The organism is Bacillus sp. 1021 (assembly GCF_014534735.1).
Taxonomy (GTDB): domain Bacteria; phylum Bacillota; class Bacilli; order Bacillales; family Bacillaceae; genus Bacillus; species Bacillus siamensis.
In genome coordinates this window covers 260,756-286,292 of the sequence record NZ_JACVSR010000004.1, presented here as the reverse complement: position 1 = coordinate 286,292, position 25,537 = coordinate 260,756, and the positions used below count along the sequence as shown (strand labels likewise).

Here is a 25,537-nt window from a genome sequence, read left to right as displayed (position 1 = left end):
TTGGTCTCGGCTAACGGACGAATTTGTAGCGGTTAATCGGCCGGCCCACTCCCCCGTACTGAATGTCGAGCTTAATCTGACCGTCTTTCTCAAGAAAATCAAGATAGCGCCGCGCCGTCACTCTGGCGATTCCGAGCGCTTTGGCGGCTTCTTCAGCTGAAAGCGGCTCCGTCTGCCGTTTCATATAGGTTATAATTTCATTCATCGTAAAATGATTTAACCCCTTCGGCAGATCCCGGGACGGATTTTGCGGAATTTTAAGCAGCGCGTCAAGCTGGTCTTGCGACATGGTGTCATGCTGTTCCATTTTCCGTTTATATTGTTTAAAGTTTTCGAGCGCCTGTCTCATCCGCTCCAGCTTAAACGGCTTCAAAATATAGTCGGCCGCGCCGTTTTGCAGCATAAGCTGGATCGTTTCTTTGTCTTTTGCAGCCGAGACGATGATGACGTCCACTTCGAGCTTTTGTTTTCTGATTTCCTGAAGCGTTTTAATTCCGTCTTTTTTCGGCATGTACACGTCTAATACCACGAGTTCGGGCCGAAGATCTTTTATAAGCCTGATTCCCTCGTCTCCGTCAGCTGCCGTGGCAATGACGCTGAATCCTGAAACGCCGGTGATAAATTCTTTATTCACCTCCTGCACCATCGGATCATCTTCAATAAGCAGCACCTTGATGTCCATCTATCGATTCCTCCCCCTTCATCGGAAATAAAATAGAAAATGCCGTTCCCTGTCCCTGCCGTGTGTCGACTTCAATGATGCCCATCCCTTTGTCGACGATCTGTTTGACGAGGTACAAGCCGTATCCCGTGCCGCCCGTTTTATTGACGGTAAACCCTTTTTCATAAATGTGCGGGATATGCTCATCTGAAATCCCGCTTCCATTGTCTTCTATTAATATCGCAAGCACTTCTTCATTTTGCTCGATACTGATGTCAATGTGTTTGTCCTCCGTGTCAGCTGTTTCGAATGCGCCGAACGCGTTTTCGATTAAATTGCCGAGCAGGACGACGATATCATGCTGGTCCACATGCACCGGAAATTGTGAAAAGCTGCTGTTTTCATCAATTTTCACAGAAATGCCGAGCTCTTTGCCTCTTTTGATTTTGCTCAACAGAAGCCCCGCCGCGGCGTCATTTTGAATGGCCTGATGAAGGAATTCTGTGACGCTTTCTTGTTCTGATGATGCCTTGAAAGCAAGCTGGAGCGCTTTTTCTGATTTTCCGAGCTGAATCAGTCCCGCGATGGTGTGAAGCTTGTTCATGTGTTCGTGGTTTTGGACTCTGAGCGCATCGACAAAATTTTTCACACCTGTCAGTTCTTCAGCCATTTTCGCCGCTTCCGTCCTGTCCTGGAATATGGCGACGGCGCCGATGACCTTCTTTTTCATGACGATCGGAATTCTGCTGCTCATGATCACCTTTCCGCTGACTTGGATTTCTTCGTTATATACAGCCCGGTTCCGCTCGACGATCTCCGGGAGCCGCGAATCTTTTAACACGTCCCAGATCAGCCTGCCATCGGTCTCTTGTCTGACATTGAATATCTGCTTCGCTTTTTCATTAAAAATGGTGATGTGATGCTGGTTATCAATGGCGATGACACCTTCATTCATTGAGTGAAACGTAGCGGTCCGTTCTTCATACATTCTTACGATCTCATGGGGCTCCAACCAAAACATCTGTTTTTTGATGTGGCGTGCCAGCAAAAAGGAGCCGGCCAGTCCGAAACAGAGCGCCAGCAGAACGATAAAGAGAATGTCATGTTTCAGCTGAAGAAGGATTTCACCAAAGCCGGGCAGCGTTTTACCGGCAAGGACGACGCCGATCTGATTCAAATCCCGATCTTTTATCGGATAAAAAGCGCGGACGGCGGTGCCGATTTCTCCCTTTGCTTCGGAAAAATAAATGTGCTCGGCAAACGCCGCCGCTTCGTCTTCACCCCTTGAACGCTTTCCGATCATCGTGCTGACGGGATGTGAATAACGGATATGGTCCATATCCATGACGACGATGTAGTCCGCTTCATTGATGATCCTTATTTCTTCGACCGCATGGCGCACGTCTTCCCTCTGCTTTTTCTGCTCCAGGGCGCGTTTGACATCGGTCATCTCAGATACCGTCCGCGCCGTATTCATCAGCCGTTTTTTCAGCTCGCGCTCCTCTGTATGCTGAATATTTCCGATCAGCACGATGCCGACGATCAAAAAGGTAAAAAGCACGACGATATAAGAAAGTATGGTGATTTTCCAGCGGATGGTGAGCTTTTTTTTCGTCATTGGCCTCTTCCTTTCCGTCTCTTTACGAAAACGGCCCGCCCGATTATGCTTGTTATAGAAAATGGCGGAGGGGGTTTTCGATGAAAAGCTTGCTGACGTGTCTCAGCCTGATGGTACTCGGTATCGGAACCGCTTTATTCATCGGCTTTCATGATCGTTTCCCAACGGATGAACCGTATTATGATGACGAACAGGAAGGCCTGAAAGATCAAATGGTGTTCAAATTCAGCCATGTCGTTGCTGAAAACACGCCTAAAGGGCGGGCGGCGAATAAATTCGCCGATCTGGTCTATCAAAAGTCAGGCGGGACCATTAAAGTAGAGGTGTTTCCAAACGGGAGCCTCTATTCAGATAATGAAGAAATAAACGCCCTCCAAAACGGGGACGTGCAATTCATCGCTCCCTCCACCTCAAAGCTCGGATTACTGTCGCCCGAATGGGGTGTTTTAGATCTGCCGTACGCGTTTACAAACTATAAAGCCGTACAAGAAGGCCTAAACGGCAAAATCGGGACTCGCCTGTTCGCTTCTTTAGAAAAGCATCATTTGAAAGGCCTGGCATACTGGACGAACGGATTTAAGCAGCTCACGTCGAACAAAGGGCCTATCTTCACTCCGGACGACTTGAAAGGACAGGCGCTCAGGATCATGCCGAGCAGCGTGATCGAAGACCAATACCGCCTGCTCGGCGCGAACCCGCGGCAGGATTCGTTTAATTCCACGTTTCAGCTCTTGGAAAGCAATCTCGTAGACGGAGAGGAAAATACGATTTCAAATATCTATTCTAAAAAATTTTATAATGTTCAAGATTATTTGACAATCAGCAATCACGGATACCTCGGTTATGCCGTGATGACCGACGAACATTTCTGGAATTCACAGACGGAAAAAACGAGAACCATCTTAACGGAGGCGATGAAAGAAACAACGGAATGGAACGAAACCTCCGCTGAGAAAATGAATAAAGACCAGCTTGAAGAAATCAAGAAGAATTCATCCATCAATATTCACATGCTGACGAAAGCGGAAAAGAAAAAGTGGATGAAACGCCTCGATCCGGTTTACGGACAATATGAACAGGTGATCGGCCGGGGGCTTGTGCAAGACTTGTTATCTTTGCGGAGCGATCCTTAGCAGGACCAATACGCCCATCTCCGTTTCATCCCTTTTCCTGATGGGGAAGTAAATAGGGACAAATAAAAAAGGAGATGGAGACATGTTTACACATACGAAAAAACTGCAGCATCCGGCTAAACCGGATCGTCCTGACCCGCTGTTCGCAAAAAAGATGCAGGAAATCTTGGGCGGACAGTACGGGGAAATATCCGTCGCCATGCAATATTTGTTCCAAGGCTGGAATACACGGGGCAATGAAAAATATAAAGATCTCCTGATGGATACCGCGACGGAAGAAATCGGCCATGTCGAAATGATCGCGACAATGATTGCGAGACTGTTAGAAGATGCCCCGCTGGCGGAGCAGGAGAAAGCGGCTGACGATCCGGTCATCGGGTCCATTTTAGGCGGAATGAATCCGCATCATGCGATCGTCTCAGGACTGGGCGCCATGCCGGAGAGCAGCACGGGCGTTCCTTGGAGCGCAGGCTATATCGTCGCAAGCGGAAACCTCCTGGCAGACTTCCGCGCCAATCTGAACGCCGAATCACAAGGAAGGCTTCAAGTCGCACGCCTGTATGAAATGACCGATGATAAAGGCGTGAAAGATATGCTCAGCTTTTTACTGGCCCGCGACACCATGCATCAAAACCAATGGCTTGCGGCCATTAAAGAATTAGAAGCACAGGAAGGCCCGATCGTTCCTTCCACTTTCCCGAAGGCGCTGGAAAAGCAGTCATTCTCGCATAAACTTATCCATTTCTCAGATGGAGCAGAAAGCGCTGAACAAAATTGGCTGAAAGAAAAAGCGCCGGACGGCGAACCTTTTGAATACGAAAAGGAACCGAAAGCGCACGGCGAAATAGCGAAGCTGGATCCCGTCCCGCCTTATGTCCACAACACGCTTCCCGGACGAAAATAAAAAAGCCCTCTAAAGGGGCTTTTTTTAGGTGCGCACAACTGTCCAATCCGGTTCGTATCGGATGTCCGGGTGATGTAACAGCTCGTGAATGAAAGGTTCATCCTCTTCGTACAGCATCACTTCTATTGAAAGAATCGCAGCCTTCTGCTCGTTTTCTTCGTATATGCGGTCATGTTCGTTCTCCATAAAATGATCATAGGCCTGTCTGTTCTCCCAAACGCTGATGATCTCTGCGATGAACAGACCGTCTGCGTTTTTCCGCCAGCCGCCGGCCTGTTTGACGAAACCATTTACACGTGATAATGCTCCCCACCGTGACTGTGCTTGCGAAAATGCTTCAGCGTTTGCAGCGTCTGTTTCACATACAATCTTTTTGATCAGCACGGCAGTTCCTCTGTGATGACTGTTTTCGCATGCGTATGCTCGACACAAAGATTCACGGTTCTGACGTATGAGCGTGTACGGTGAATCGTGCCTTTCGGGATGAGCAGGCTGTCATTTGCTTTGAGCACTGCAGTTTCTTTGTCCTTAAAATCGATCAGCAGCTCACCTTCAAGAACAATGAACCATTCATCTGAGTCAGGGTGATGGTGCCAGTCATATTCTCCCGTAAACACTGCGAGGCGCACACAGTGGTCATTGATCTCCGCGATTGAAAAATTGTCGTGTTTTTCTTTGACTTTATTAGCGATGGCGAGTAAATTTTGCATTTCAGACACAAGTAAAAACTCCTTTTTTCATTTATTGTACTGCAACGCCGGCCCAGATCAAGATTTTTCCAAAACAAAAAGCGATCCAGCTGATGCGCCGGATCGCTTTTGATCTGCAAGTTGTCTGCCTTTTATGCTTTTATTAGCTGCTTCGTCTGTTTCCGCCTTTTTGGCCGATTTCTTTATAAAACTCTTTGTCATGATTTTTGCTTGTAGCTTCTCCGCCTTTTTGGCCGATTTCTTGATAGAATTCCTTGTCATGGTTATTGCTTGTGGCTTCTCCGCCTTTTTCACCGATTTCCTGATAGAATTCTTTGTCGTGATTTTTGCTTGTGGCTTCTCCGCCTTTTTCACCGATTTCTTGATAGAATTCTTTGTCGTGATTTTTGCTTGTGGCTTCTCCGCCTTTTTGACCAATTTCCTGATAGAATTCTTTGTCATGGTTATTGCTTGTAGCTTCTCCGCCTTTTTTACCTGCTTCTTCTCTGCTCATTTTGTTATTATCTTGTGCCATTTTTGAATTCCTCCTTTAATTGGTGTTGGTTGTTGGTTTCCCGATTTCAGAACTGCTAAACAAAGAAAACACATTGAATGTGTTTTCGGGTGATTTTTTATCATTCTGCATCCTTCAGCCGGCTTAGAATCCGGCGCTTTTTATAAAGCATGATGCCTGTTTCCGCGATGCTTTCTAAAGCTGAACGGTTGGCGGATGCACCAAAGATGATGCCTGCGGCCGGAACCATTTGCAGCAGTTTTTTCGCGGCGAACGTATCGCGGTAGCTGTAAACGACTTCCCGCCAGCCCTGTACCTGCGAGGCAACGCGCTGATAGGTGCGGTCGTTTTGATCATATTGCCGTAAATCCTGCAGGATCGCTTTTTTTCCGATGACGTCACTCGATACCAGCTGAAGCAATTTGACGATAAACACGCGTTCTTTTTTGTCTTTCGGGTCAAAGCCGTAGGCGATCGCGATATCCTGCAGTGTCTTTAAAGACAGACCGAGCATCGCCGGGATGTCTGCCGCAAGCGTAAACACGCCGCCGACTCCCGTTGCGGCTCCCTGCACCGTCGCGGCCTTTACGCTTGTGCGCGCCATGGCTTCTGCAATTTCGTCCATGACGGCAAGCGGCGCATTGCGAATGTCGTGAAGCGTTTGACATGTTCCGTGCGGAAGCCGTTTTTGAAACTTTTTCATGATGCGCTTTTCTGATGTAAGATACTGTCCGCCTGACTGAATAAACGTTCCCGTTTCATCGAGTATGCGTCCGATTTTCCGCTGAATAAATTGCGGTGTCAGCTTGTCCAAAAGCTGAAACGGCAAGCGGGTGAATGTTTGCCAGAACATCACCCTCTGCTGCGCCTTTTCCCATTTTTGAATGTCTCTCAATTGTCTTTCCAGGTCTGTCCGCTCTTCTGTCACCCGTCCTGCACGTCCTTTCTGAATTCTTTCTTCATAGTATACCTTTATGGTGTTTTCTTACCCGACCGGGTTTTTTATCCGGAAGGGCATTCCATCGTTTAATTTTCTTTAAATTCTATATATTGTATAATTTTGAATAATACGAATGAAGGAGAATGTTGAATGCATTGGATTTATTTGAGTTTAGCGATTATTTTTGAAGTATTGGGTACGATCAGCATGAAATTATCAAATGGTTTCACAAAACTTGTCCCCAGTATTTTATTATTATTGTTTTATATCGGCAGCCTATGTTTTCTTACTTTGACTTTGAAATATATAAGTGTCTCCATCGCGTATGCGGTCTGGTCGGGAATGGGGATCGTACTGATTTCCTTGATCGGAATTTTTTTCTTCCATGAACAGTTCTCTGTCATAAAAGCTGTCTCTGTTCTTCTGATCATCATCGGTGTCGTTTCCTTAAACTTTATTTCTGAAAGTGAAACGTCTTCAAACGGCATCAGCGTTCATACGGACAGAAACAGATGATGAAAGGCTTAAAGGTTCTCTTCCTCATTACAGATATAGGATTTATCATTTATTGGATTGTTACTTTTTTTGAGTGGATTCCAAAAAACATGGTGTTTAAAGATTATGATAACGCCATGATCATGGCTTGGAACTGGTCATTCTTTCCCTTAGATATTTTCATTTCGATAACCGGGCTGTACAGCTTGTTTCTTTATAGACGGAAACATGCGTTATGGCGCCCTTTCGCATTAATATCACTTGTGCTGACTTTTTGTTCAGGTCTGCAGGCGATTGCCTTTTGGGTATTTATCGGTGATTTTGATCTTATGTGGTGGACATTCAACCTGTACTTGCTTCTTTACCCTTTGTATTTTATTCGGAAATTGCTGGCCTCTCGTAAAAATAGCTGTCATTCTTTTTGATGAGGCGGTTTTCTTTTTCTTCAGGCGGGAAACACTTTTTATAAAGGAGTGATAGACATGCCTTGGTCAATGAAGGATTATCCGCAATCATTGAAGAATCTCGAGGAACCTGTGAAGAAAAAAGCGATCGAAATCGCGAATGCGATGGTGGATGAGGGATATGAAGAAGGACGGGCCATTCCCATTGCGACAAGTCAGGCGAAAGAGTGGAAAGAAAATGCCTCTAAGGAAGAAATCGATCAGCTGATGAAACACGATGATGAAACGAAGCGCGGAAATTGATCCGGTATATATGGAAAAACCCCGCTCTAAAGAGAACGGGGTTTTCTGATTATAAACCGTAATAATAAGAAAGAGTGGTAACTGACACGTAGCCTGTCGCTCCGGCATACGTGACTTTCAGCCATTTATTAGAATTGGTGTAGTGGCCTTGAACATATTCACCGGTTACCCAAGAACCTGTAATTTTTTTACCGCTTGAAAATGTTGTAATTGTTGAACAGCTGACCTTAGAGCATGAGCGCATATTAGCTCCGTAAATACCGACTGTTCCCCCGCTGGCTAAAATGGAAACGTCCGGTTCAGCTTTAGGTGTAAAAGTTGCAGCTGATGCAGAGCCGCCAAAAGCGAATAAAGAAACAGCAAACATCATGGCTAAAGAAAAGACCGACAAACGACGTACCAAGAAAATTCCCCCTCTTTTATCATATGGCTGGAAAGCTTTCCTGAGGTTATTATACGTTTTCGCCCGGAAGACTGAAATAAGTCTAATGCTCCAACTTCTTTTCTGCGCGAATGATAAAGCGCTTTCTTTGTTTCGATAAATAACAGCGGTTTATTGGACTTGAATCACTGATATATCGTTGATTCAAACATTTATTCAGAGCGTCCGGAGTTTTTCCGGAGGTCATTTGAATGGTACAGGAAGGTTTTATCTTCCAATGGAAAGGTTCATTATTATTCTATTTACCCGGCAAAATGGAGGAAATGTGCCGTCTTTTTTCAAATCTTTGCTGGCGGACGGAAGGTTCTGACGATTTATGGGACAGTGTACTCTTTCACCCTTTTTAAAATGGAGAACCCGTGCGGAAACATCGTTGAGAACGGCATCGTTTCTTTCCGAATACGATGTCTTTTTCATTTTCGGACCTTTCTCGGGCGGGATACATATCATAGATAAAACAGGGCATACATGTACTGATTTATTGAACATAAAGAGCTTGACATCTCATATTAGCGGATTTATGATGTAGATAAAATAATTTGCACCTAGGAAACTTTTTGTTATTTAGCTAAAAATCTATCGGAATTTAGGTGAGACATAATGAGCAAAGACATCTCAGCACAATCATTGCAAGCAAAAGCCATTCAGGATGCACTTGACGGCAAAAGCAAGGGATTCAAGCGGCTTCTGCCTTTTTTAGGTCCCGCATTTATCGCGGCGATTGCCTACATTGATCCGGGAAACTTCGCTACGAATATCTCAGCTGGTTCGAAATTCGGGTATATGCTGTTGTGGGTCATCCTCTTTTCAAACTTGATGGCTTTTTTAATTCAAGTCCTTTCCGCGAAGCTCGGCATCGCCACGGGTAAAAACCTGCCGGAAATCGCCAGAGACCGGTATCCGAAATGGGTATCGGCCGGGTTGTGGATACAGGGTGAATTGGTGATTATGGCGACTGATCTGGCTGAGTTTATCGGAGCGGCCCTCGGGCTCAATCTGCTGTTTGGCATACCGATGATGGAAGCGGCCATTATCGCGGCGATCGGCTCATTCGCGATTTTAGAGCTGCAGCGCCGCGGTTACCGGGCGCTGGAAGCGGGCATTGCCGGACTTCTGTTTGTGGTGGTGATCGCCTTCGCCCTGCAAACCTTCTTCGCCAAGCCTGACGCCGCTTCCGTTCTCGAAGGGCTGTTTATCCCGAAAATTGACGGAATGGACAGTGTGCTTCTGGCAACCGGGATACTCGGCGCAACCGTGATGCCGCACGCCATTTACTTACATTCCGCACTGACACAGCGCCGTGTCATCGGAAAAACGGATAACGAGCGGAAAAAGATTTTTAAATTCGAGACGATTGACATTCTCATCGCGATGGTGATCGCAGGGGCGATTAACGCAAGCATGCTGATTGTAGCGGCGGCGCTTTTCTTCAAGAACGGGCTGTATGTAGAAGATTTAGACGTGGCTTATCAGCAATTCGGCCACTATATCGGGCCGGCATCAGCCGCTCTCTTCGGAATCGGGCTGCTGGCCGCGGGGCTTTCGAGCTCTTCTGTAGGCACATTGTCAGGCGACATTATCATGCAGGGCTTCATCCGTTACCGTATCCCGCTTTATTTGCGGCGTTTCATTACCATTATTCCGCCGATGGTCATCATTATCTCAGGGGTCAACGCCACAGAAGCGCTTGTATGGAGCCAGGTCGTTCTTTCATTCGGCATCTCCTTTGCGCTCGTGCCGCTGATTATGTTTACGAGCAACAGACGCCTGATGGGCGCCCTGACGAACCGTAAATGGGTGACGGCTCTCGCCTGGCTGATTGCGGTTTTGGTGATCGCGCTTAACCTGTTTGTGATTTACGATTCTTTCCGTTAGAAACACCGGCCGATATGGGCCGGTTTTTTTCTTTTGGCGCCGGCTCTCGTTCGTATCTTTTTCCGGGGGTTTTTGGTATGATAGAAGAAAAAATCGGAGTTTTGCTTATGTCAGTATTTATCCTTTTTTATCTGTGGATCGTGCCGATTGTCATCGGCATCTTCTGTTCTCTTATTGCTTATCGGACAACGGGGAAGAAACGCCTGATTCCCGGCTTTGTGATGGTTGCATTGAGTATCGTTTCCTTAATCACGGGGCTTTGGATCGGCGGAGTGAACTATCATGTGTTCATCGGGGGCATGTTTTTATTCGGTACGTTATTAGCCGGTTCCGCCTTCCCGTTTTTCTTCGCTCTTTCACGCAAAAAAAAATAAACAGGCAGCATGCCTGTTTATTTTTTTTAATTAACCCTAAATTATAAAACCGCTCCGATCATGTGGTTCCGCCTCAATCAGCCTGTACATTTGTTATATAGGCTTTAGCCCATGTTCTATTTCACGAAACTGCAGCTAAAATGAATTCTGCTAAAGAATATTTTGGATCACGAGAAAAATACTGTATAAAAATCCTATTTACCCAAAAAATACCTATTGATAGAATGGTATCTAAGAGGGGAAAATGTTCAAAGCGGATCATATAGGACCCGCCTAAATACATAGTCTTTCATTTCTCTCTACACTACATTTCTAAAGGAGGATTTCCCATTAGACACGCAGCTAAAGGCATTCTGTTTGCCGCATCTTTAGCCCTTGTAACTACTTCTTTTGTCCCCGCATCCTTAGCTAAAGAAAATCATAATAATACTGCCAATGCCACTGGAACGGCCAAATCATTTTTTTATCAGACTGATACACAATTTTCCTACGGACTAAAAGCACAAAGCGATGCATCTGTGTCAAAACCAGTTAAAGATGCAATCAGAGAGGTGCTGAAAAATAAAACAAAATTATTTAATCTTGTTGAAAGATTAGCAGGAAAGAAAATAAGAAATGAACTTGAATCTGTTTTCAATGAACACATAGAACCGGTTTTAAAGAAAATGCTGAACGAGTATGTCGCCTTAAGCTGGACTGACGTGGAAAAGAATCTTTATCTTTCACTTAAAAAGTCCGGACTTTCTGACAGCCAAGCTAAAAACCTCGCTCATTTGACAACTTTAGCAATGAAAACATTTTAAACTGATTCATAAATGATCATGCAAAGTGCTGTTAGATTCACTCTAATAGCACTTTTTCATTGGAGATTTCACATGACTATCTTTTTTACTGTTTTACTCACTCTCTTATGCTGCCTTGTTATTTCATCTCTTATTTTTATGATTCTATTAAAAAAGGAGATTGTGAATACACCACCCAACCACTTAGCTCATGCAGCATTCATAGGGCTTATTGGATTCTCCCTGTGCTTCGCTGTAACTGTACCCAGCCTAGTTATTTATTTTGCAGCTATAACTGTAAATCATTTTTTCGGAGAATATATCTTCTATGGTTCACTTTCAGACTTATACATATTTTCTGTCGTCGTCAGTATTTTAGCTTTCATTTATATGCTAATCCTTATGGCAATTGTAAAAGGAATGACTCATGTTTTTAAATTACCTGCTTGGTTAGCCTATATCCTTGAATTCATTTTTGCATGGGCTGCTGTTTACTTCTCAATTAAATATGTTTCCAATCATATCATTGAGAACATAGCTATATTTCAAGGTGGAGAAATTCTTCTTTCATTCTTCATAACTTTCTTATTTTCGGGCCTGGATATTCTTTTTACTCATTTGGATAAGATCGCAAAAGGGAAATTAGGCTAATAAAGGGGGAATTGGGTATGAAGAGCATTAAATATATATCTTATTTTTCTATTTCTTTAGTTTTGCAGGTGGTATGGCTGCTGCTAATAAAAGAAACCCCTAATATATCTCTAATAGATATGATGACGATGTCCTTTTTATTCACTCTCTTTATGTTCATCTTGGATCACATTTTTAAAGAAAAGCGGGCAAAATAGAGCCTGCTTTTTTATTTTAACATTCCTTCAGCTTCGCTTTCATTTTCGGTCTGTAAATTCCGCCAGCAGCCAGACCATACATTGACTTTTTTTAAAAAAACCCTCTTCGTCATGAAAAGAGCTTCATTCATCATACGGCCGATACTTTTATCGAATGTAAATGCAAATCCCCCGCATTTACGGAGGGACAAAAATGCTCATTAATTATCTTGTGCAAAGCTCACAAACACTTGGCTTAATATGCTTCGCGGCTAAACCAACAACTCCACCTCTAACTGCATTTTTTCCGACGATTTTTAAGATGGAATAGCCGCTTCTATCCACATTTTTTCAAGTAATTTTTGCAGACCTCCGGAAATAAAGTCAATAATTTTTTGTTTTAAGCAACCCATATAAGATGCTGTTGAGAAATCACTGTCAGTGTTCGGAACTCAGGAACGAATTTCCCAAAGACTAATTGCTCATTCACGATGTACTTCCCATCTTTAAGGAGGGATGCTTCATCAAAAGTGAACTGAAGTGGGGGCAGGGATTTTTTGTTAAAAACTTTTGAACATGAAATTCAAAAAAATAAACAGCACGATGATCGTCACAACAATAAAGGCTTCTCTTGTGAAGTTTTTATCATCTTCTTTTTGCTGTTTCTTTCTCTTAATCTCTTCTCTATATTTTCTTTGAACCTCTTTCTTTTTCTCATCCATTATCTAAACTCCTCTGAGTCCTTTTTTCTTTTTATCACTTGCACCCCTCCTTTCAGTTACTGCCATTTTATCGCGCAACAAATAAGTACACCAGTGAAAAATGCCTTGACCATAAAGCCTTCTCGCACAGCTGAGACTCTAAAAGGTGAATTTAACGGATTAAAAAACAGCCCTCAGATGATTCCGAGCGCTGTCGCGATATTGTAGATGGCCTGCCTTTTCACCTGATAAAACTTATCACTTTTCAGGCCGAGCTCAATCATAATTTCTAAATCCTTTATTTTTCTTGATGACAAATATTTCTTTTGAAGAATACTGCGCTCATCTTCATCAAGACAGTTCTCTAGCGGCGCCCTATCCATCTGCTTGGCCGTCAGTGATTTTTCCGGGAAGCGGCGGCTCATTTGAGTTAAGCGCTTCATGAGAACGGTTCCGCCTTCTTATTTTTTCTTAAACAACAAACCGGTTCTAAACCAATTTAAAACATTGCATTATTTGGAATATTTGTGTAAGTTTTGTATGACAAAAATTAAAAACAGAGTGAGGGGGGAAACATATGATCATCAGGAGCGCGGAACCTTATGATGTAAACCAATTGACCGATTTAATGTATTTATATATCGTGGATTTTTATCAAAGGCCTAAACCACCGATTGAACATATACATCGTTTGATTGAAATGCTATTTGAAAAGGACAGAGGTATTCAATTCGTTGCTGAACAAGATGGAGAACTTATTGGCTTTGCAACATTATATTTTAGTTTTAGTACGACGAAAGCAGATAAAATAACAATAATGAATGATTTATTCGTGGCAGAAAAAGCAAGAGGCACAGGAGCAGCCCAAGAACTATTTAAAAGTTGTGAGGCATTTACAAAAGAAAACGGATATGCGCATATGTCATGGATAACAGCAACTGATAATTACCGTGCACAAAAGTTCTATGAAAAAATGGGCGGCTCCCTTGGAAATTGGCTGACCTATTCCATTTAACTGAAGAAAAATGATCATACGGCTCATCTGAGTAAATAGAAGAGCCTATATGCAAACAAGCTGCACGGCAAAAAAATAAACAGGCATGCTGCCTGTTTATTTTTTTATAAGCGCCGCTTTTTAAAACAGCCGTTTCAAGCTTTTCTTGAGCGACGGCATTTCGATTTTTTGGTTTTCAAAGAAGTTTTTCAGCATGTATTTGCTGAAGCCTTTCGCTTGGCCGTAAGTGATTTTTCCCGGAAGCGGCGGCTCGTCGCCGATGACGGCGTCAATGACGACCGGTTCATTTGAGTTGAGCGCTTCATGAAAAGCGGGAGCCAATTCTTCGTGTTTCGTCACTTTGATCCCTTTTGCCCCGCAGCTTTTTGCAAAAGCGGCATAATCCACATTTTGCAGATGGGTGACGTAGTCAATGTTGCCTTTGACTTGCTGTTCATATTCAATCATGCCTAAATTTTCGTTGTTTAAAATAACAACTGTAATCGGCAGTTTATATTTAACAGCCGTCGGCAGATCCTGCATGACCATTGAAAATCCGCCGTCTCCGCAAATGGCGATGGACTGCCGCTCAGGTTCGGCAAGGCTTGCGGCAATTGCTCCCGGAAGCCCGCATCCCATCGTGGCAAGCCAGCTTGAGACGATAAAGTCCTGCTTTTTCATTTTAAAATGGCGGGCCATCCATACCGTAACTGTTCCGACATCCACTGACAGGACGGCATCCTCTGCGGCCGCATCCTGGAGCCGGGCGATGACCTGCTGCGGCTTGAGCGGATGAGTCGCCTCGGTTTCATCTTTTTCGATTTCCTTCCACCAATGCTTCATGTGCTCGGTGCAGGCGTCTAAAAATCTTCTGTCTTCTTTATATTCAATGTAATCCGTCAGCTCTTTCAGGCCCAGAGCCGCATCACTGACGATTCCCGCATTGACGGGATAGCGCTTGCCGATTTTGGCCGGATCCGAATCAAGCTGGATGGCGGGCGTATCCTCCGGGAGATAATCCCTGTATGGGAACGATGTGCCGAGCATGATCAGCAGATCGCATTCCTCCATCGCTTCGTAGGCGGGCTTTGTGCCGATTTGCCCGAGATTTCCGAGAAAATGGGGATGGCTGTCAGGTATGACCCCTTTTGCCGGCAGGGTAATGACAATCGGAGCGGCCGCTTTATCGGCGAATGCGAGCAGCTCCTCTTTTGCTGACTTTAACCCTTGGCCGGCGAGAATGACCGGTTTTTTTGCGTTGTTAATATATTGCGCGCATGTCACGAGATGTTCTTTTTTCGGCTCGATATCGGCTTTTAAGTATATCGGCGACGTGTAGACCGGCTCCCGTTTGATTTTTTGCGCAAATAAATCATCAGATACGGTTAAGACGGCAACGCCTTTTTTACTGTAAGCCGTACGGATCGCCTGGTTCAGAAGATCGGGCAGCGCTTCTGCTGTATGTACTTGCTGGTTGAATACCGCCACGTCCTCAAACATTTGCTCTAATTTGATTTCCTGAAAGCTGTCACGGCCGATTTCATCTGAGGCAACCTGTCCCGCAATCGCCAGCACCGGAACACCGTCCGCTTTGGCGTCGTATAAACCGTTCAGCAGATGAACGGCTCCCGGCCCTGCGATTGAAAGGCAGACACCGATCTTCCCGGTCAGTTTTGCCTCAGCCGCGGCGGCCAGGGCTGCGACTTCCTCGTGCCGGGTTTGGATGAATGTCAGGTTGTTTCGTTCATGTCTCAATTCTTCGATAAATTCATTAATGCTGTCTCCGGGAATGCCGTATATATGTCCGACTCCCCATTGTTCAAGCAGCTCTGTCATTACGTGTCCTGCTGTTTTACTTGGCATACTGCATCCTCCTTTTACCTGTATTCATCCCCTTTTTAAAACGGGTTGAAACACGGGGCTATCTGCCTGACTTTTTTCTCAGCAGATCAAGGATGGATAACAGATGCCGGTCTTTCAGCGTTACCTTCATATTTGCCGCACCGTTGATTCCGTCTTTTACTTGGCGTTTTCTGTTCGGCACCATCAACAGCGGCAGCCGGTTTTGGGAAAACCAGCGTAATGCGGCGGTTTCCGGCCCGTCCATCAGCGGGGTTCCGCCAGTAACGGCTCCGATGAACACGTGCTGTGTATCTTCAAATGCAGGCCTTTCATACTCACCGGATTTTTGCAGAATGGTCACGTTATAACCGGTTTCTTCGAAGGCCTCTCTGATGGCTGCGGCTTCAGGTGTTTCACCTTCTGCGATCCCGCCGCCGGGCAAATCCCATAAGGGAACGTCTTTTCGTTTTACGAGCAATATGTCCCGCCCGTCATTTTGAATGATGACAAACGCGCCTTGAGTCATGTCGTCCTCCTTTACAAAAAAGACCGCGGCACTAAGGCCTGCGGTCTTTACTGTTACTTTTTAAAATGATACGGCAGTGTGGCGACGATTATGTCCTTCTTCCAAAACAGCCGGACGCGGAGCAAGAAGGCTGATTGGTTGTGAAGGATGGTCTGCCAGCGTTTTTTCGTAATGAATTGCGGAAACAGAACCATCACGGAGAACTGTTCTTTTTTCGCTTTTTGTTCGACCGTCTCTAAAAACTTATCAAACGGGTGAACCAGACTGCGGTATGAGGAATGCAGGGTGACGAGGCGGACGCCGTTATGAAGCTCTTCCCAGCGCTTTTCCACCTTCTTTTCGTTTTCCCTGTCAAAGGAAACATGAACCGCAATGACCTGATCCGATAATGATTTCGCATACTGAATCGATTTTTGGACGACCGTGGTGACACCGGCGACAGGCACGATGACGACGGTTCCCTTAATTTCCTCAGGCTGCTGATCAACAACCCGCAGCTGTTCGCCGACCGCGGTGTAGTGATTTTTAATAACGAAAAACAAAAAGACGACAGCCGGCATGAATAACAGCACGGGCCAGACAAGATTGAATTTTGTCGCGAATAAAATGCACAGCACCATAAATGAAATGGCGGCGCCGCATGAGTTGATCAGCATTTTTACAGCCCAGCCCTTCGGCTTCTGCCTGATCCACTTGATGCACATTCCCGTCTGCGACAGCGTAAATGGAATGAACACGCCGACGGCATAAAGCGGAATGAGATGTTCCGTGCGGCCGCCGAATAAAAGAATAAGCAGGATGGACGCGATACCGAGAAAGATAATTCCGTTTGAAAAACCTAATCGGTCGCCGCGAACCGTAAACATTCTCGGCATATACTGATCGCGCGCTAAATTAAACGCCAGCTGCGGAAATGCGGAAAAGCCCGTATTCGCTGCAAGCACGAGAATCAATGATGTAACGCCTTGAATGAAATAATACACCGTATGGCGTCCGAAGGTTTCTGCGGCGATTTGCGAAATAACGGTCTCGTTAGGCTTCGGACCCGTGCCGTAGCCGTACGCCAGCACCGTAATCCCCGTAAATAAGATCGCCAGCAGAATCCCCATCATGGCCAGAGTGCGGGCCGCGTTTTTCGCCGGAGGATTTTTAAAAGCCGGGATCGCGTTTGAAATGGCTTCAACACCGGTCAGCGCCGAACACCCTGAAGAAAAGGCCTTCAGCAGCAAAAACAGCGTGATGCCCGCTACGGGCGTGCCGATCGGTGTATGCTCGGCCGGATGAACCTGGCCTGTCATGAGCTTAAACAGCCCGACGACGATCAAAAGGACAAGCGCCGCCACAAACAGATAGACGGGATACGCCAAAATGGACGCCGACTCTGACAGCCCTCTCAAATTTAAAATCATAATCAGAACCACTAGCAAAACAGCAATGAGCAAATGATGCGGGTGCAAAGCCGGAAATGCCGATGTAATGGCGTCAGTTCCGGCAGAAATGCTTACCGCCACCGTCAGAATATAATCAACAAGCAATGAGCCGCCCGCAATCAGACCGGGCTTCTCACCAAGGTTTTCTTTAGAAACCATATAAGCGCCTCCGCCTTGCGGATAAGCGTAAATAATCTGTCTGTAGGACAGAATCAAAGCAAGCAGCAAAATAAGAACGCCGGCTGCGATCGGAATGGAATACCAAAACGCGGCCGCGCTTACCGCAGCCAAAATGATCAGAATCTGTTCCGTTCCGTAAGCAACTGATGAAAGCGCGTCTGAAGAAAGCATGGCAAGCGCCTTGAGTTTCGTCAGTTTCTGCTCTCCGGCAGCCTGTGATTTCAGCGGTTTCCCAATCAAAAATCTTTTGATTGAATGATACATTTGTTGTCTTCCCCTTTTTTTCATTTTCCGTTTGATTTACAAACCCTTACTGCTATGATGTCTCCGAATGCTGATTGCATGCCTTATTTCAGGACAGCAAAAAGACACAGAGGCAAACGGATGCCCCTGCGCCATATTCGTGCACAGGTTTCATTCATCTCCTCTCATGAACGCTTACGAGGTTAGCTGTCGGATTCGGGCTTATGAGAGTTGGCCCTACCTGAAAAAGGATTCACCCCAAGCGGCATGACGCGCCGCAAATTGGTTCCCCCGCTCTGGATACAGATTAAGCGATATAGATTATAAAAGAGATCATACTCCCGTCCCGTCCGGTTGTAAAGGGGCTTTTATGCTGTTTCAAAAATAAAAAAATCACCGCCAAAAATGGAAATAAAAATACAAAAAAAGAGGCCTGTTAACAGCCTCTTTTGCTTTCATTACTCTTCACTTTTTTCATTATCCGCTTTTCTTTTTTTCCTTCTTGCCGTCAGCCAGATCAGGCCGGCAGCAATGATCATAAGCGCCGCGAAAACAGCGATATACGTGACGTTCAGTGCTGCGGAACGGCTTTTCGTATCAGCCGATGGACTGCTGTCATCGGATTTGATTTGCTGATGGTTCGAAAACAGCTGCTTGCCGCCCGTTTCGTTGACGACGGTTGCGGCATCGCTTGTGCTGTCTAAAAAGCTGATCAGCTCTTTTGTGACAGCCGCGCCGCTTCCTGATAACGGAGCAAAAACAGCAATACTGCTGTCTGAGTCCCAAGGTGATTTCTGTGTAAACGCGACTTGTTTCGTCGTCTCATTCAGCATCTGAAACGACGAAACATCGTAAGCGCCGCTGCGGTCTGACGGCACGAGAAGCTTAGAAGCGTTTGACTTCAAAAGCGGAATTTGCGGCAGACTTCCGATAAACACAACATTCCGGCCTTTGGCGTCCGCTTCCTTCATATCTGATGCCGTCTTCACGGTAAATGACTGCCGGGCGCCGTTTCCGAATGAATCGGCCACTAAAGAAAGCTCTTTAAGTGTCTGCATGGTCACGTCATCCGGGATGACGATCACTGTTTTCTTATTCACGCTACCGGCAAACGGGAGCGGCCATTGCCCGAAATCCGCTTTCTGCGCCGCATCGCTTACCGGATACGTCAGCGTACTGCTTTTATCAATATAGACCCATTTGTTTTCGTCACGGTCGATACACGGATTGTTATGTTTCAAACCTGAGGTGACAAATTGCAGATCAATGTATCTGCTGCTGCGCAGAAGCTTCGGATCAATCGGGATTGAGACGTGGTAAAAGCCGTCTTTATCCTTATTGCCGAGATCATCAAGACGCACCGCATTCGGCTGTCCGTTGACCATGACGTTCAGTTCCGCTTTCTCGGCGTCATCACCAGAATCCGCCTTCGTCCGGACCGCTTCCGACGTCTTTAATGTAAGCGAAAACTTGACCTTCCCGTCTTTATCAACAGCGGCCGCCGCAGGGTAAAAGAAATGCTCTGACGCCGTTTTGTTTGATCCGATCGTTACATTTCCCGCGCCGAAATCGTCTAAAGTCAGTTTATTGCCTGTCTTTTCAGCAGCGGGCTGAAGACGGCCGATCAACAGTGAATCTCCGCTCAGCTGGCCTGAATAAGCGCTGTCTGTCATGACGCGGATTTTTTCTGCCAGCGTTTTGTCTGATTGTGCCGTGACAAACAGGACGGGCTGCCGTTTATCCCCGGCGGTCAGCACCCGTTCAGCGAGAAGGAGTTTGTTGTGTTCCGCTTTGATGTTCCCGCGATCGATAAGCTCTTTTATTTTGCCGTTCCAATGCTGCCCGGCGCCGATGACAATTGACGGATTGCTGATTTTGCCGGCGGCGGATTCTTTTACGTATGACACTTTCAGCCTGCTGTCAGCCGTTTTCAGAAATCCTTCTGTTTTGACTGCGGCTTCAGCTTCCGCAGAGGTCGGTTTGTCAGGAAGGATAATATCGGTTTCTTCACCCGTATTGCCTGATTGGGCAAACGGATACGGGAAATGGCTCAGATCCGCCCCCTTTGACTTGCTTGCTTCTGAAAGCACAAGGCGGCTGTCCGGATAAATCTTTATCCAGTTCCCGGACGTATCCTGCCTGACGCAGACGCCCTCTTTTAATACGCCGTAAAACTGCAATGATACGTTGTGATAGCCTTGGGCGGCTTGGCTTTTGCTGAGATTGAGCTTTACTGTTTTCCGCTTGGAGCTGCCGTCAAGCTTTATGGATTTGACGGGTTCATTATCAATGGCAATCGTTAAAGAAGACGGAGCTATTAATAAGTTTGACGCCTCGTAATCAATCAGAAGCGACTGATTGGCATTCGAAGCTCCCGCAGGAATCTGATAAGTCAGCTCCGAGCTGTCTTTCGCCCCGTAAAGAGTAATCAGATCGCCCGTCAGCGCCTGCTGCTCTTTAGCGCCTGCACTTGTTCTGAGGGCGGAACCGTCTGTTTTCAGTTCCTGGGCCGCGGCCGTCTGCCCGTTATATATCAGCAGCAAAAGGCCGGTTATCAATATGATCGCTTTTTTCAAAAAGGTCACCCGCTTTTATTTTGATTGTATCGCTCCGTTTTGTACCACTTGACTTCCTGCTTGAACAAGCGGTGCTTGATCTCTGTGAATAATGACCAGATGACAAGCACGATCCAAGCCTGGGAGTATGTAAAGTACATGAGAAATACGATAAAGAAGTTTTGTTTGTTCATTTCTGTTTTTTCAATGCTTAAGGTAATCATGACCTCGGTCATAAACAGGAAAAAGGCCAGTATCCACAAAATCATCGCCAAAAACCCGACTGCCAGATGCAGGTCGTAAAAAAGATTGATGATAAAAATCGTGTTTGACATGATCACACCGAAGAAAAACAAAAAATACGTAAAAAAGAAATAAAACAGATCGAAGATGATCCGCTTGCGTTTCAGCTTAAAAAATTGGGATAAAAACTTGAGAACGACGTATTGATTGCCGCGCGCCCATCTTGTCCGCTGGCGCCACCAGACCTTCCATGTCTCAGGCTCCTGCTCCCATGTCACAGCCGCCGGGAAAAAGCGGATATGGTACCCGAGATTATAGACGCGGATCGTCAGCTCGGTGTCCTCCGCCAGCGCCTTATCATCCCAGCCGCCAAGCCGTTCGATAATGCTCCGCCTGATCGCGAAGTTTGTTCCCGGGATGGTGGCGATTTTGAACCATTTCCATCTGCCGCCCTGCGCCATCCATTGAAAGCAGATGGTTTCAATATTGATAAACTTCGTCAGGAGCGTTTTGGCCGCGTTGATGACACGGAATTTCCCGACAACCGCTCCTGCTTTCTCATCATTCATCAGACCGAGAACGAGGTAGTACACCGCCATTTTTTCCGGCGTATTGTCCGCATCATATACGCAGATCACGTCTCCGTTCGATTCGGCAAACCCTGAGTTCAGCGCCGAGGATTTTCCTTTTCCGGCGTTCGGGGGCTTTGTGACAACCATTTTAATGAAATCATACTGACGGGAAAATTCATTGACGATGTCTCCCGTCCGATCGGAGGAATTATCGTTAACGACGATGATCTCAAGCCTGTCTTTCGGATAATACAGATTCACCATCGCCTTCAGCGTCTGCCTGATGACGACTTCCTCATTATGCGCGGGAATCAGGACGCTGACCTTCGGGAGCTCCCCCGCCTTTGCGCGCCATTTCGGAATGTTTTGTTCGAAGGTCATATAATGCCTGAATCCGCCCTGCATCAGAAACATGTGATAGAGAAGCATCACCCATATTAAACTTAATGAGATAAAAAACAGAATGTTACTCAAGGGTTCTTCTCTCCTTAAAGATTCGTTTTTTTAATGTGGCGCGCAAATAAAGGACGTAGCATGCGAACATGATGATGAACAATAACACCACGCCGGAGAGAATCCAAAGCGCTTTTTCCAGAGGCGTCTGCTGATGATGATTGAAAAAGGATGTTATCGGGTGAATCTTGTTTTCCACATGAATGATTCCGTCTCCGTTCGTTTTGATTCTGACGCTGTCCGACGTTACCGTCTGCTTCGTTTTCTTCAGATCGAGCCACTCGCCGCCGGGGATTCGTTCCATCTGATTGACGAGCTCAGGGAGGTATTTCATGCCGAGATACGGATGATAGAAACCTCCCGCCACTCCGCCGCCGAAGTCAATCATCTGCGAGATATGATCCTCCATATCTCCGAGCGGATTTTCCTTTGAGTTATCGGCATAACCGATGGTTTCAGGGTACAGCGTCATCCCGTCCAGCATAGCCGGCTTTGAGACGAACGGAGGGGCGCCCGAGGTTTTCCACGTCGTGCCGCTGAGCTGCACTTGGCCGAAAATGCTGGAGAAATAAGAAGATGCGATTTTGTACCCTTCTTCAGACATCGTATAGTGCGGCGCTTCGAATGACAGCGGATAAAGGCCGAGCTCTGTCAGGTCATCAATCGCCTGCTCCAGCTTCGTTCTCGTGTAGATTTTTTCTTTTTCACGGAAAGGCTTCACATACGCCCGGTACGCTTTTTCATTCGGAAAATCCTGTTCCTTTTCAAGCTTGACCGGAGCATCGTCCGCATTTTCTGACGTAATCGGCTGATCCGTTTTGGCATCCCAAAATTCAAAGCCTTCTCCCGTTTCGCTGTACCGGTATGCGTGCGTATAGCCGTGGATAATGATGCTGCCGCCCATTTGCTGAAGTTTTTTCAGGACGCTGACCATTTTCGGCTTGTCCGCCAAATATACTTTTTCTCCGTTTTCCGGATTGAGGTAGACGGGAATCACCGCCAGAATAAACGGTATGTGTCGTTTATGCAGGTAAGTGCCCGCTTCGTAAAGCAATGTTTCATCTGACATCGGACTGATGTCTTCAAGCCGCAAATAAAGGAGGGTGCCGCCCTCTGATTCTCCAAACGCCTTGCGCAGTTCTTTTGCTGTCAGGAACGAATCATTTAACAGACTGGTCACACCGAAATAATAGTCAGAGCGCGCCGTTTTCCATATAAAAGGGCGGGTGCTGCCGTCACCGGACCGGTATGTATAAAGGGGCTCCCCTTTTATTCCCGCTGCACCGAGCACGGACATTCCTTTTTCAAGCGGCATATCTGTTTTTTCTTTCTTACTGTAAATGCGGTATACCGTTTCTTTTTCTGTGAGGGACAACCCCGCAAATCGGTTGAACTGGCCGGCGTTATACCCGATGCCGATAAGTTGCTGCGGCATGCTGCCGATCAGCGACACAAATGGTTTGCTGAGCTTTTTCTTCGTGACGCCGTAATAGATGACGCGCCGATTCTTTTCGAGGTCGGCCGCTGTGATATCTCCGTCGCTTTTCAAGGTCACGGCGGATGAGAAATGGCCCGCGATCAAATCAAGCATTTTGACTTCAGCGGTTTCTTCGCCGTCCGCGCTTGTATAAATAATGAGAATTCCGTCCTTTTTGTCTATTGCTCCCGCCGTACGGGGAATATAAACCGCCGTAATCATGAAGAGCGCCGAGAGTAAGAGACGTATCCATTTAGAGTTCATTCATCATCATCTCGTTTTCCAGTTCATTTAAGAATTGATCGGCCGTCTGTAAATCTTTTCGGTACGCCAAGTAACATACACGGAAGGTGATGGAGACGTATTTACCGTTTTGCAGCCGGTATGTATCCAATTCCTTTTTCAGCTTCGCCAGAACGGCCGGCATGTTCTCTTCAGGCGTATGGGTCAGCACGATGCCGAACCGTTCGGCGGACGGCCTGAATTTTTTATCTGTTTCCCGTACGCTTGACCGGATTTGACGGCTGATAAATGCCAGCAGGCGGTCGGTCTCTTTTTCTCCGTAGAGAGATTTGAATTCCTTGAAATAATGCATGTGCAGCAGCAAAAAGACAAAGGAATTGCCGTAGCGTTCCGCCCGCTTGATTTCCTCAGACAGTTCCAGCTTCATCCGGAGATGATTGTCAAAGCCCGTCACCCTGTCGACGGCGACAAAGCTCGTGATCTCTTCCCGCAGCTGCTTCACTGAGCGCTCAAGCCCCTTGGCCAAATCGTGTATTCTTCCCGATATGTAGGAAAAGACGAGGAGCGCAATCCCCCAAACGGCCAGCATCTGCAGACCTTCGGCACCGGCAGACGCCATAAAGCTCCCGGTCTGAAACCACAGGAGCAGGCTGCCGAGAACAAATAAGACGAGTAAGGTGATGACGAGCGCGTAGATCGCCCCGAACCATAAGCCGGCTCCCGCGACAAGCAATGTGATGCAGGTTATCAGGAGCCCTGCGGATTGCTGTGACACATAGTAAATAAAAAAAGACAGCAGCGCTAACATAACTGCTGTGTAGCTGCACAGTTTTTGTGATTCATTGAATGATATGTTCATTAAACAATTTCCTTTCAGCCAAAAGCGGCAGCAGGTTATCGAAAGAATGTGTATCGCTCCCGCTCATATAGCCGCCGTAATCAGGTTTCAGCGTGTCCAGCGTTTCAAATGAAGTCATTCTTTCATAAAGCGATCTGATGACAGCCGGATCAGCTTTTTGCTCTGTTAAAAAAAGAACGGCGAGAGCGTAAACGGACGGTGATTCGTACTGAACCGCCGGCTCCTTCGTGTCTGCGATGTACCGTCCGTACAGCTGTCCGCGCGACTTCCATTCTTCTATGATCCATTTTGACAGCGCGGCGGCTTTGTCATCGCCCCGCTTCAGATTCACGGCAGCATACAGCTGGTCGATGACATTGACTTCGCTGTCATATTTGTATTCCTTAGTTTCGGTATTGAACGATTTCGGCAGAAAACCATTTTTCACGGGCCCAAGATTGAGAACATCAAGGTTCCGTTTTTCCGTTTTCTCATCGATAATCCCCTGTTCTCTGAGCATCTGTAAGGCACCGGGGGCGACATAGGACAACGTCACGGTCTTTGATGCGGCATTTGAAGCGGCATCGTAATAATCCGTAAAATACCCTTCATTCATATTGTATTTTTTCAGAGCCTTCCCGATCTGCACCGCTGTTTTCCCGTATTCACTGTTTCCCCACAGGGTTCCAGCCTCATTCAGACAGTTCATGATTCTGAAATCATCAATCAAGGCGTTGGTGCCGCTCGCTTTATTCCCGGCAATTTTCCACGACACGAGCCCGTTGTCCGTCAAAAATGAATCGGTAAGAAGCTGATATTGGGCTTGAAACTGCCGTTCATCTTTCCTGCCGAGCAAAAATTCCATCCATAGTCCGAGAGACTCAGATAAATATTCCGGCTCACCGGATATGTTCGTCTGAATCATTCCCCGCCCGTTCATCAATTTATGATAAATAAAATGCTCCGCGGGCTGAAGCGATCCGGACGGTTCAGCAGCCGTCTGTTTTTCGGTGCCGGCCTCTGCGCATCCCGCCGTCAGCACAATTGAAATCAAAAGGATCATCAGACTAAAACCGAATTGTTTCACGTACCATCCTCCTATTTAGCAATTCCTTTTTTATACCTATATCTTATTTTTCACAAAGCAATTTTTACTATATAAGAAACGATAAAAGAATACTAGCATATTTTCACATTGGGAAATTTTAAAATAGGGGCGCCGCCGGTTCTCCTTTTCCCTGTTTGTTTGGATTTCATTCCCAATACAGCAAAAACAAGA

The 25,537-nt window shown here is 46.2% G+C and carries 26 protein-coding genes, 2 pseudogenes and 1 riboswitch; of the genes and pseudogenes, 11 read left to right on the top strand and 17 right to left on the bottom strand.

From position 1 onward, the window contains the following. Positions 1-10 precede the first annotated feature (10 nt). Positions 11-682, bottom strand: coding sequence for a response regulator (locus tag ICW23_RS15855; protein ID WP_095242084.1), 672 nt, complete (start codon positions 680-682; stop codon positions 11-13). Then, complete coding sequence (locus ICW23_RS15850) at positions 657-2,279, bottom strand: two-component system sensor histidine kinase DctS (RefSeq protein WP_188154774.1); 1,623 nt, start codon at positions 2,277-2,279, stop codon at positions 657-659. Before ICW23_RS15850 ends, ICW23_RS15855 begins: the two co-directional genes overlap by 26 nt. An 80-nt stretch (positions 2,280-2,359) precedes the next feature. Here ICW23_RS15850 and ICW23_RS15845 point away from each other — a divergent pair, with 80 nt between their 5' ends. Continuing rightward, positions 2,360-3,412 carry a TRAP transporter substrate-binding protein gene (locus tag ICW23_RS15845; protein ID WP_188154773.1) on the top strand — a complete coding sequence of 351 codons (1,053 nt, stop codon included), beginning with the start codon at positions 2,360-2,362 and terminating at the stop codon, positions 3,410-3,412. A gap of 82 nt (positions 3,413-3,494) precedes the next feature. Beyond that, complete coding sequence (locus tag ICW23_RS15840; RefSeq protein WP_016937192.1) at positions 3,495-4,316, top strand: manganese catalase; 822 nt, start codon at positions 3,495-3,497, stop codon at positions 4,314-4,316. 24 nt (positions 4,317-4,340) lie between these two features. Here ICW23_RS15840 and ICW23_RS15835 read toward each other — a convergent pair whose 3' ends face one another. From ICW23_RS15835 to ICW23_RS15820, 4 genes are all read right to left on the bottom strand, one after another. Continuing rightward, positions 4,341-4,700: a YdbC family protein gene (locus tag ICW23_RS15835; protein ID WP_016937193.1), complete on the bottom strand. Its 360-nt coding sequence runs from the start codon at positions 4,698-4,700 to the stop codon at positions 4,341-4,343. Then, positions 4,694-5,035, bottom strand: coding sequence for a cupin domain-containing protein (locus ICW23_RS15830; protein WP_099744902.1), 342 nt, complete (start codon positions 5,033-5,035; stop codon positions 4,694-4,696). The genes ICW23_RS15835 and ICW23_RS15830 overlap by 7 nt, the downstream gene beginning before the upstream one ends. Positions 5,036-5,168: 133 nt before the next feature. Further along, positions 5,169-5,540: a glucose starvation-inducible protein GsiB gene (gsiB, locus tag ICW23_RS15825; RefSeq protein WP_003156229.1), complete on the bottom strand. Its 372-nt coding sequence runs from the start codon at positions 5,538-5,540 to the stop codon at positions 5,169-5,171. 100 nt (positions 5,541-5,640) lie between these two features. Next, positions 5,641-6,447, bottom strand: coding sequence for an EcsC family protein (locus tag ICW23_RS15820; RefSeq protein WP_188154772.1), 807 nt, complete (start codon positions 6,445-6,447; stop codon positions 5,641-5,643). A 162-nt stretch (positions 6,448-6,609) separates the two neighbouring features. Between ICW23_RS15820 and ICW23_RS15815 the strand changes: the two genes are divergently transcribed. The 3 genes and pseudogenes from ICW23_RS15815 to ICW23_RS15805 all read left to right on the top strand — a co-directional run. After that, positions 6,610-6,975 carry a DMT family transporter gene (locus ICW23_RS15815; RefSeq protein ID WP_188154771.1) on the top strand — a complete coding sequence of 122 codons (366 nt, stop codon included), beginning with the start codon at positions 6,610-6,612 and terminating at the stop codon, positions 6,973-6,975. Further along, positions 6,972-7,379, top strand: a complete 408-nt coding sequence (locus tag ICW23_RS15810; RefSeq protein ID WP_188154770.1) for a DUF5360 family protein — start codon at positions 6,972-6,974, stop codon at positions 7,377-7,379. Before ICW23_RS15815 ends, ICW23_RS15810 begins: the two co-directional genes overlap by 4 nt. Positions 7,380-7,436: 57 nt before the next feature. Further along, positions 7,437-7,652, top strand: a pseudogene (locus ICW23_RS15805) (DUF2188 domain-containing protein); the annotation flags it as partial. Between the two features lie 58 nt (positions 7,653-7,710). Here the strand turns inward: ICW23_RS15805 and ICW23_RS15800 are convergent. Next, on the bottom strand, positions 7,711-8,064 hold the full coding sequence (locus ICW23_RS15800; protein ID WP_188154769.1) for an SH3 domain-containing protein: 354 nt from the start codon (positions 8,062-8,064) through the stop codon (positions 7,711-7,713). A gap of 636 nt (positions 8,065-8,700) precedes the next feature. On the opposite strand from ICW23_RS15800, the gene ICW23_RS15795 reads away from it, so the two are divergent. The 5 genes from ICW23_RS15795 to ICW23_RS19185 all read left to right on the top strand — a co-directional run bounded on the left by ICW23_RS15795 (position 8,701) and on the right by ICW23_RS19185 (position 11,982). Beyond that, positions 8,701-9,978 (top strand): Nramp family divalent metal transporter, encoded by a 1,278-nt coding sequence (locus ICW23_RS15795; RefSeq protein WP_156524397.1) that lies wholly within the window; start codon positions 8,701-8,703, stop codon positions 9,976-9,978. A 107-nt stretch (positions 9,979-10,085) separates the two neighbouring features. Then, entirely contained in the window at positions 10,086-10,352 is a 267-nt protein-coding gene (locus tag ICW23_RS15790) for a hypothetical protein (protein ID WP_029575267.1), read from the top strand. 518 nt (positions 10,353-10,870) lie between these two features. Further along, on the top strand, positions 10,871-11,155 hold the full coding sequence (locus ICW23_RS15785) for a hypothetical protein (RefSeq protein WP_016937203.1): 285 nt from the start codon (positions 10,871-10,873) through the stop codon (positions 11,153-11,155). Positions 11,156-11,227: 72 nt separating this feature from the next. Further along, entirely contained in the window at positions 11,228-11,785 is a 558-nt protein-coding gene (locus ICW23_RS15780) for a hypothetical protein (protein WP_095242074.1), read from the top strand. 17 nt (positions 11,786-11,802) lie between these two features. Continuing rightward, on the top strand, positions 11,803-11,982 hold the full coding sequence (locus tag ICW23_RS19185; protein WP_095242073.1) for a hypothetical protein: 180 nt from the start codon (positions 11,803-11,805) through the stop codon (positions 11,980-11,982). 539 nt (positions 11,983-12,521) lie between these two features. Here ICW23_RS19185 and ICW23_RS15775 read toward each other — a convergent pair. Both ICW23_RS15775 and ICW23_RS15770 read right to left on the bottom strand, forming a co-directional pair. Beyond that, positions 12,522-12,683 carry a hypothetical protein gene (locus ICW23_RS15775; protein ID WP_007410191.1) on the bottom strand — a complete coding sequence of 54 codons (162 nt, stop codon included), beginning with the start codon at positions 12,681-12,683 and terminating at the stop codon, positions 12,522-12,524. Between the two features lie 173 nt (positions 12,684-12,856). Further along, a pseudogene (locus ICW23_RS15770) lies at positions 12,857-13,060 on the bottom strand (ArpU family phage packaging/lysis transcriptional regulator); the annotation flags it as partial. A gap of 179 nt (positions 13,061-13,239) precedes the next feature. Between ICW23_RS15770 and ICW23_RS15765 the strand changes: the two are divergent. Beyond that, entirely contained in the window at positions 13,240-13,677 is a 438-nt protein-coding gene (locus ICW23_RS15765; protein ID WP_188154767.1) for a GNAT family N-acetyltransferase, read from the top strand. A gap of 120 nt (positions 13,678-13,797) precedes the next feature. Here the strand turns inward: ICW23_RS15765 and ICW23_RS15760 are convergent, their stop codons facing one another. The 8 genes from ICW23_RS15760 to ICW23_RS15725 form a co-directional block, all read right to left on the bottom strand. After that, complete coding sequence (locus ICW23_RS15760; protein WP_095242071.1) at positions 13,798-15,519, bottom strand: pyruvate oxidase; 1,722 nt, start codon at positions 15,517-15,519, stop codon at positions 13,798-13,800. A 58-nt stretch (positions 15,520-15,577) separates the two neighbouring features. Continuing rightward, on the bottom strand, positions 15,578-16,024 hold the full coding sequence (locus tag ICW23_RS15755) for an NUDIX hydrolase (protein WP_095242070.1): 447 nt from the start codon (positions 16,022-16,024) through the stop codon (positions 15,578-15,580). Positions 16,025-16,077: 53 nt separating this feature from the next. Continuing rightward, positions 16,078-17,898: an APC family permease gene (locus ICW23_RS15750; protein WP_095242069.1), complete on the bottom strand. Its 1,821-nt coding sequence runs from the start codon at positions 17,896-17,898 to the stop codon at positions 16,078-16,080. Between the two features lie 156 nt (positions 17,899-18,054). After that, positions 18,055-18,201: riboswitch (cyclic di-AMP (ydaO/yuaA leader) on the bottom strand. Between the two features lie 134 nt (positions 18,202-18,335). After that, the gene (locus tag ICW23_RS15745) at positions 18,336-20,453 is read right to left on the bottom strand and encodes a cellulose biosynthesis cyclic di-GMP-binding regulatory protein BcsB (protein ID WP_188154766.1); all 2,118 of its coding nucleotides are present in this window, start codon (positions 20,451-20,453) and stop codon (positions 18,336-18,338) included. Positions 20,454-20,458: 5 nt separating this feature from the next. Then, positions 20,459-21,721 (bottom strand): glycosyltransferase family 2 protein, encoded by a 1,263-nt coding sequence (locus ICW23_RS15740; RefSeq protein WP_016937212.1) that lies wholly within the window; start codon positions 21,719-21,721, stop codon positions 20,459-20,461. Further along, entirely contained in the window at positions 21,714-23,441 is a 1,728-nt protein-coding gene (locus ICW23_RS15735) for a DUF2334 domain-containing protein (protein WP_188154765.1), read from the bottom strand. The genes ICW23_RS15740 and ICW23_RS15735 overlap by 8 nt, the downstream gene beginning before the upstream one ends. Then, positions 23,431-24,279: a diguanylate cyclase domain-containing protein gene (locus ICW23_RS15730; protein WP_188154764.1), complete on the bottom strand. Its 849-nt coding sequence runs from the start codon at positions 24,277-24,279 to the stop codon at positions 23,431-23,433. The genes ICW23_RS15735 and ICW23_RS15730 overlap by 11 nt, the downstream gene beginning before the upstream one ends. Further along, positions 24,260-25,345: a lipoprotein YdaJ gene (locus tag ICW23_RS15725; protein WP_188154763.1), complete on the bottom strand. Its 1,086-nt coding sequence runs from the start codon at positions 25,343-25,345 to the stop codon at positions 24,260-24,262. Before ICW23_RS15725 ends, ICW23_RS15730 begins: the two co-directional genes overlap by 20 nt. Positions 25,346-25,537 lie beyond the last annotated feature (192 nt).

Coding starts and splice junctions, on each gene's coding strand:
- ICW23_RS15735 (WP_188154765.1), bottom strand. CDS start 23,441: ATGAACTCTAAATGGATACGTCTCTTACTCTCGGCGCTCTTCATGATT.
- ICW23_RS15765 (WP_188154767.1), top strand. CDS start 13,240: ATGATCATCAGGAGCGCGGAACCTTATGATGTAAACCAATTGACCGAT.
- ICW23_RS15855 (WP_095242084.1), bottom strand. CDS start 682: ATGGACATCAAGGTGCTGCTTATTGAAGATGATCCGATGGTGCAGGAG.
- ICW23_RS15760 (WP_095242071.1), bottom strand. CDS start 15,519: ATGCCAAGTAAAACAGCAGGACACGTAATGACAGAGCTGCTTGAACAA.
- ICW23_RS15730 (WP_188154764.1), bottom strand. CDS start 24,279: ATGAACATATCATTCAATGAATCACAAAAACTGTGCAGCTACACAGCA.
- ICW23_RS15775 (WP_007410191.1), bottom strand. CDS start 12,683: ATGGATGAGAAAAAGAAAGAGGTTCAAAGAAAATATAGAGAAGAGATT.
- ICW23_RS15750 (WP_095242069.1), bottom strand. CDS start 17,898: ATGTATCATTCAATCAAAAGATTTTTGATTGGGAAACCGCTGAAATCA.
- ICW23_RS15815 (WP_188154771.1), top strand. CDS start 6,610: ATGCATTGGATTTATTTGAGTTTAGCGATTATTTTTGAAGTATTGGGT.
- ICW23_RS15845 (WP_188154773.1), top strand. CDS start 2,360: ATGAAAAGCTTGCTGACGTGTCTCAGCCTGATGGTACTCGGTATCGGA.
- ICW23_RS19185 (WP_095242073.1), top strand. CDS start 11,803: ATGAAGAGCATTAAATATATATCTTATTTTTCTATTTCTTTAGTTTTG.
- gsiB (WP_003156229.1), bottom strand. CDS start 5,540: ATGGCACAAGATAATAACAAAATGAGCAGAGAAGAAGCAGGTAAAAAA.
- ICW23_RS15755 (WP_095242070.1), bottom strand. CDS start 16,024: ATGACTCAAGGCGCGTTTGTCATCATTCAAAATGACGGGCGGGACATA.
- ICW23_RS15840 (WP_016937192.1), top strand. CDS start 3,495: ATGTTTACACATACGAAAAAACTGCAGCATCCGGCTAAACCGGATCGT.
- ICW23_RS15780 (WP_095242074.1), top strand. CDS start 11,228: ATGACTATCTTTTTTACTGTTTTACTCACTCTCTTATGCTGCCTTGTT.
- ICW23_RS15790 (WP_029575267.1), top strand. CDS start 10,086: ATGTCAGTATTTATCCTTTTTTATCTGTGGATCGTGCCGATTGTCATC.
- ICW23_RS15850 (WP_188154774.1), bottom strand. CDS start 2,279: ATGACGAAAAAAAAGCTCACCATCCGCTGGAAAATCACCATACTTTCT.
- ICW23_RS15810 (WP_188154770.1), top strand. CDS start 6,972: ATGATGAAAGGCTTAAAGGTTCTCTTCCTCATTACAGATATAGGATTT.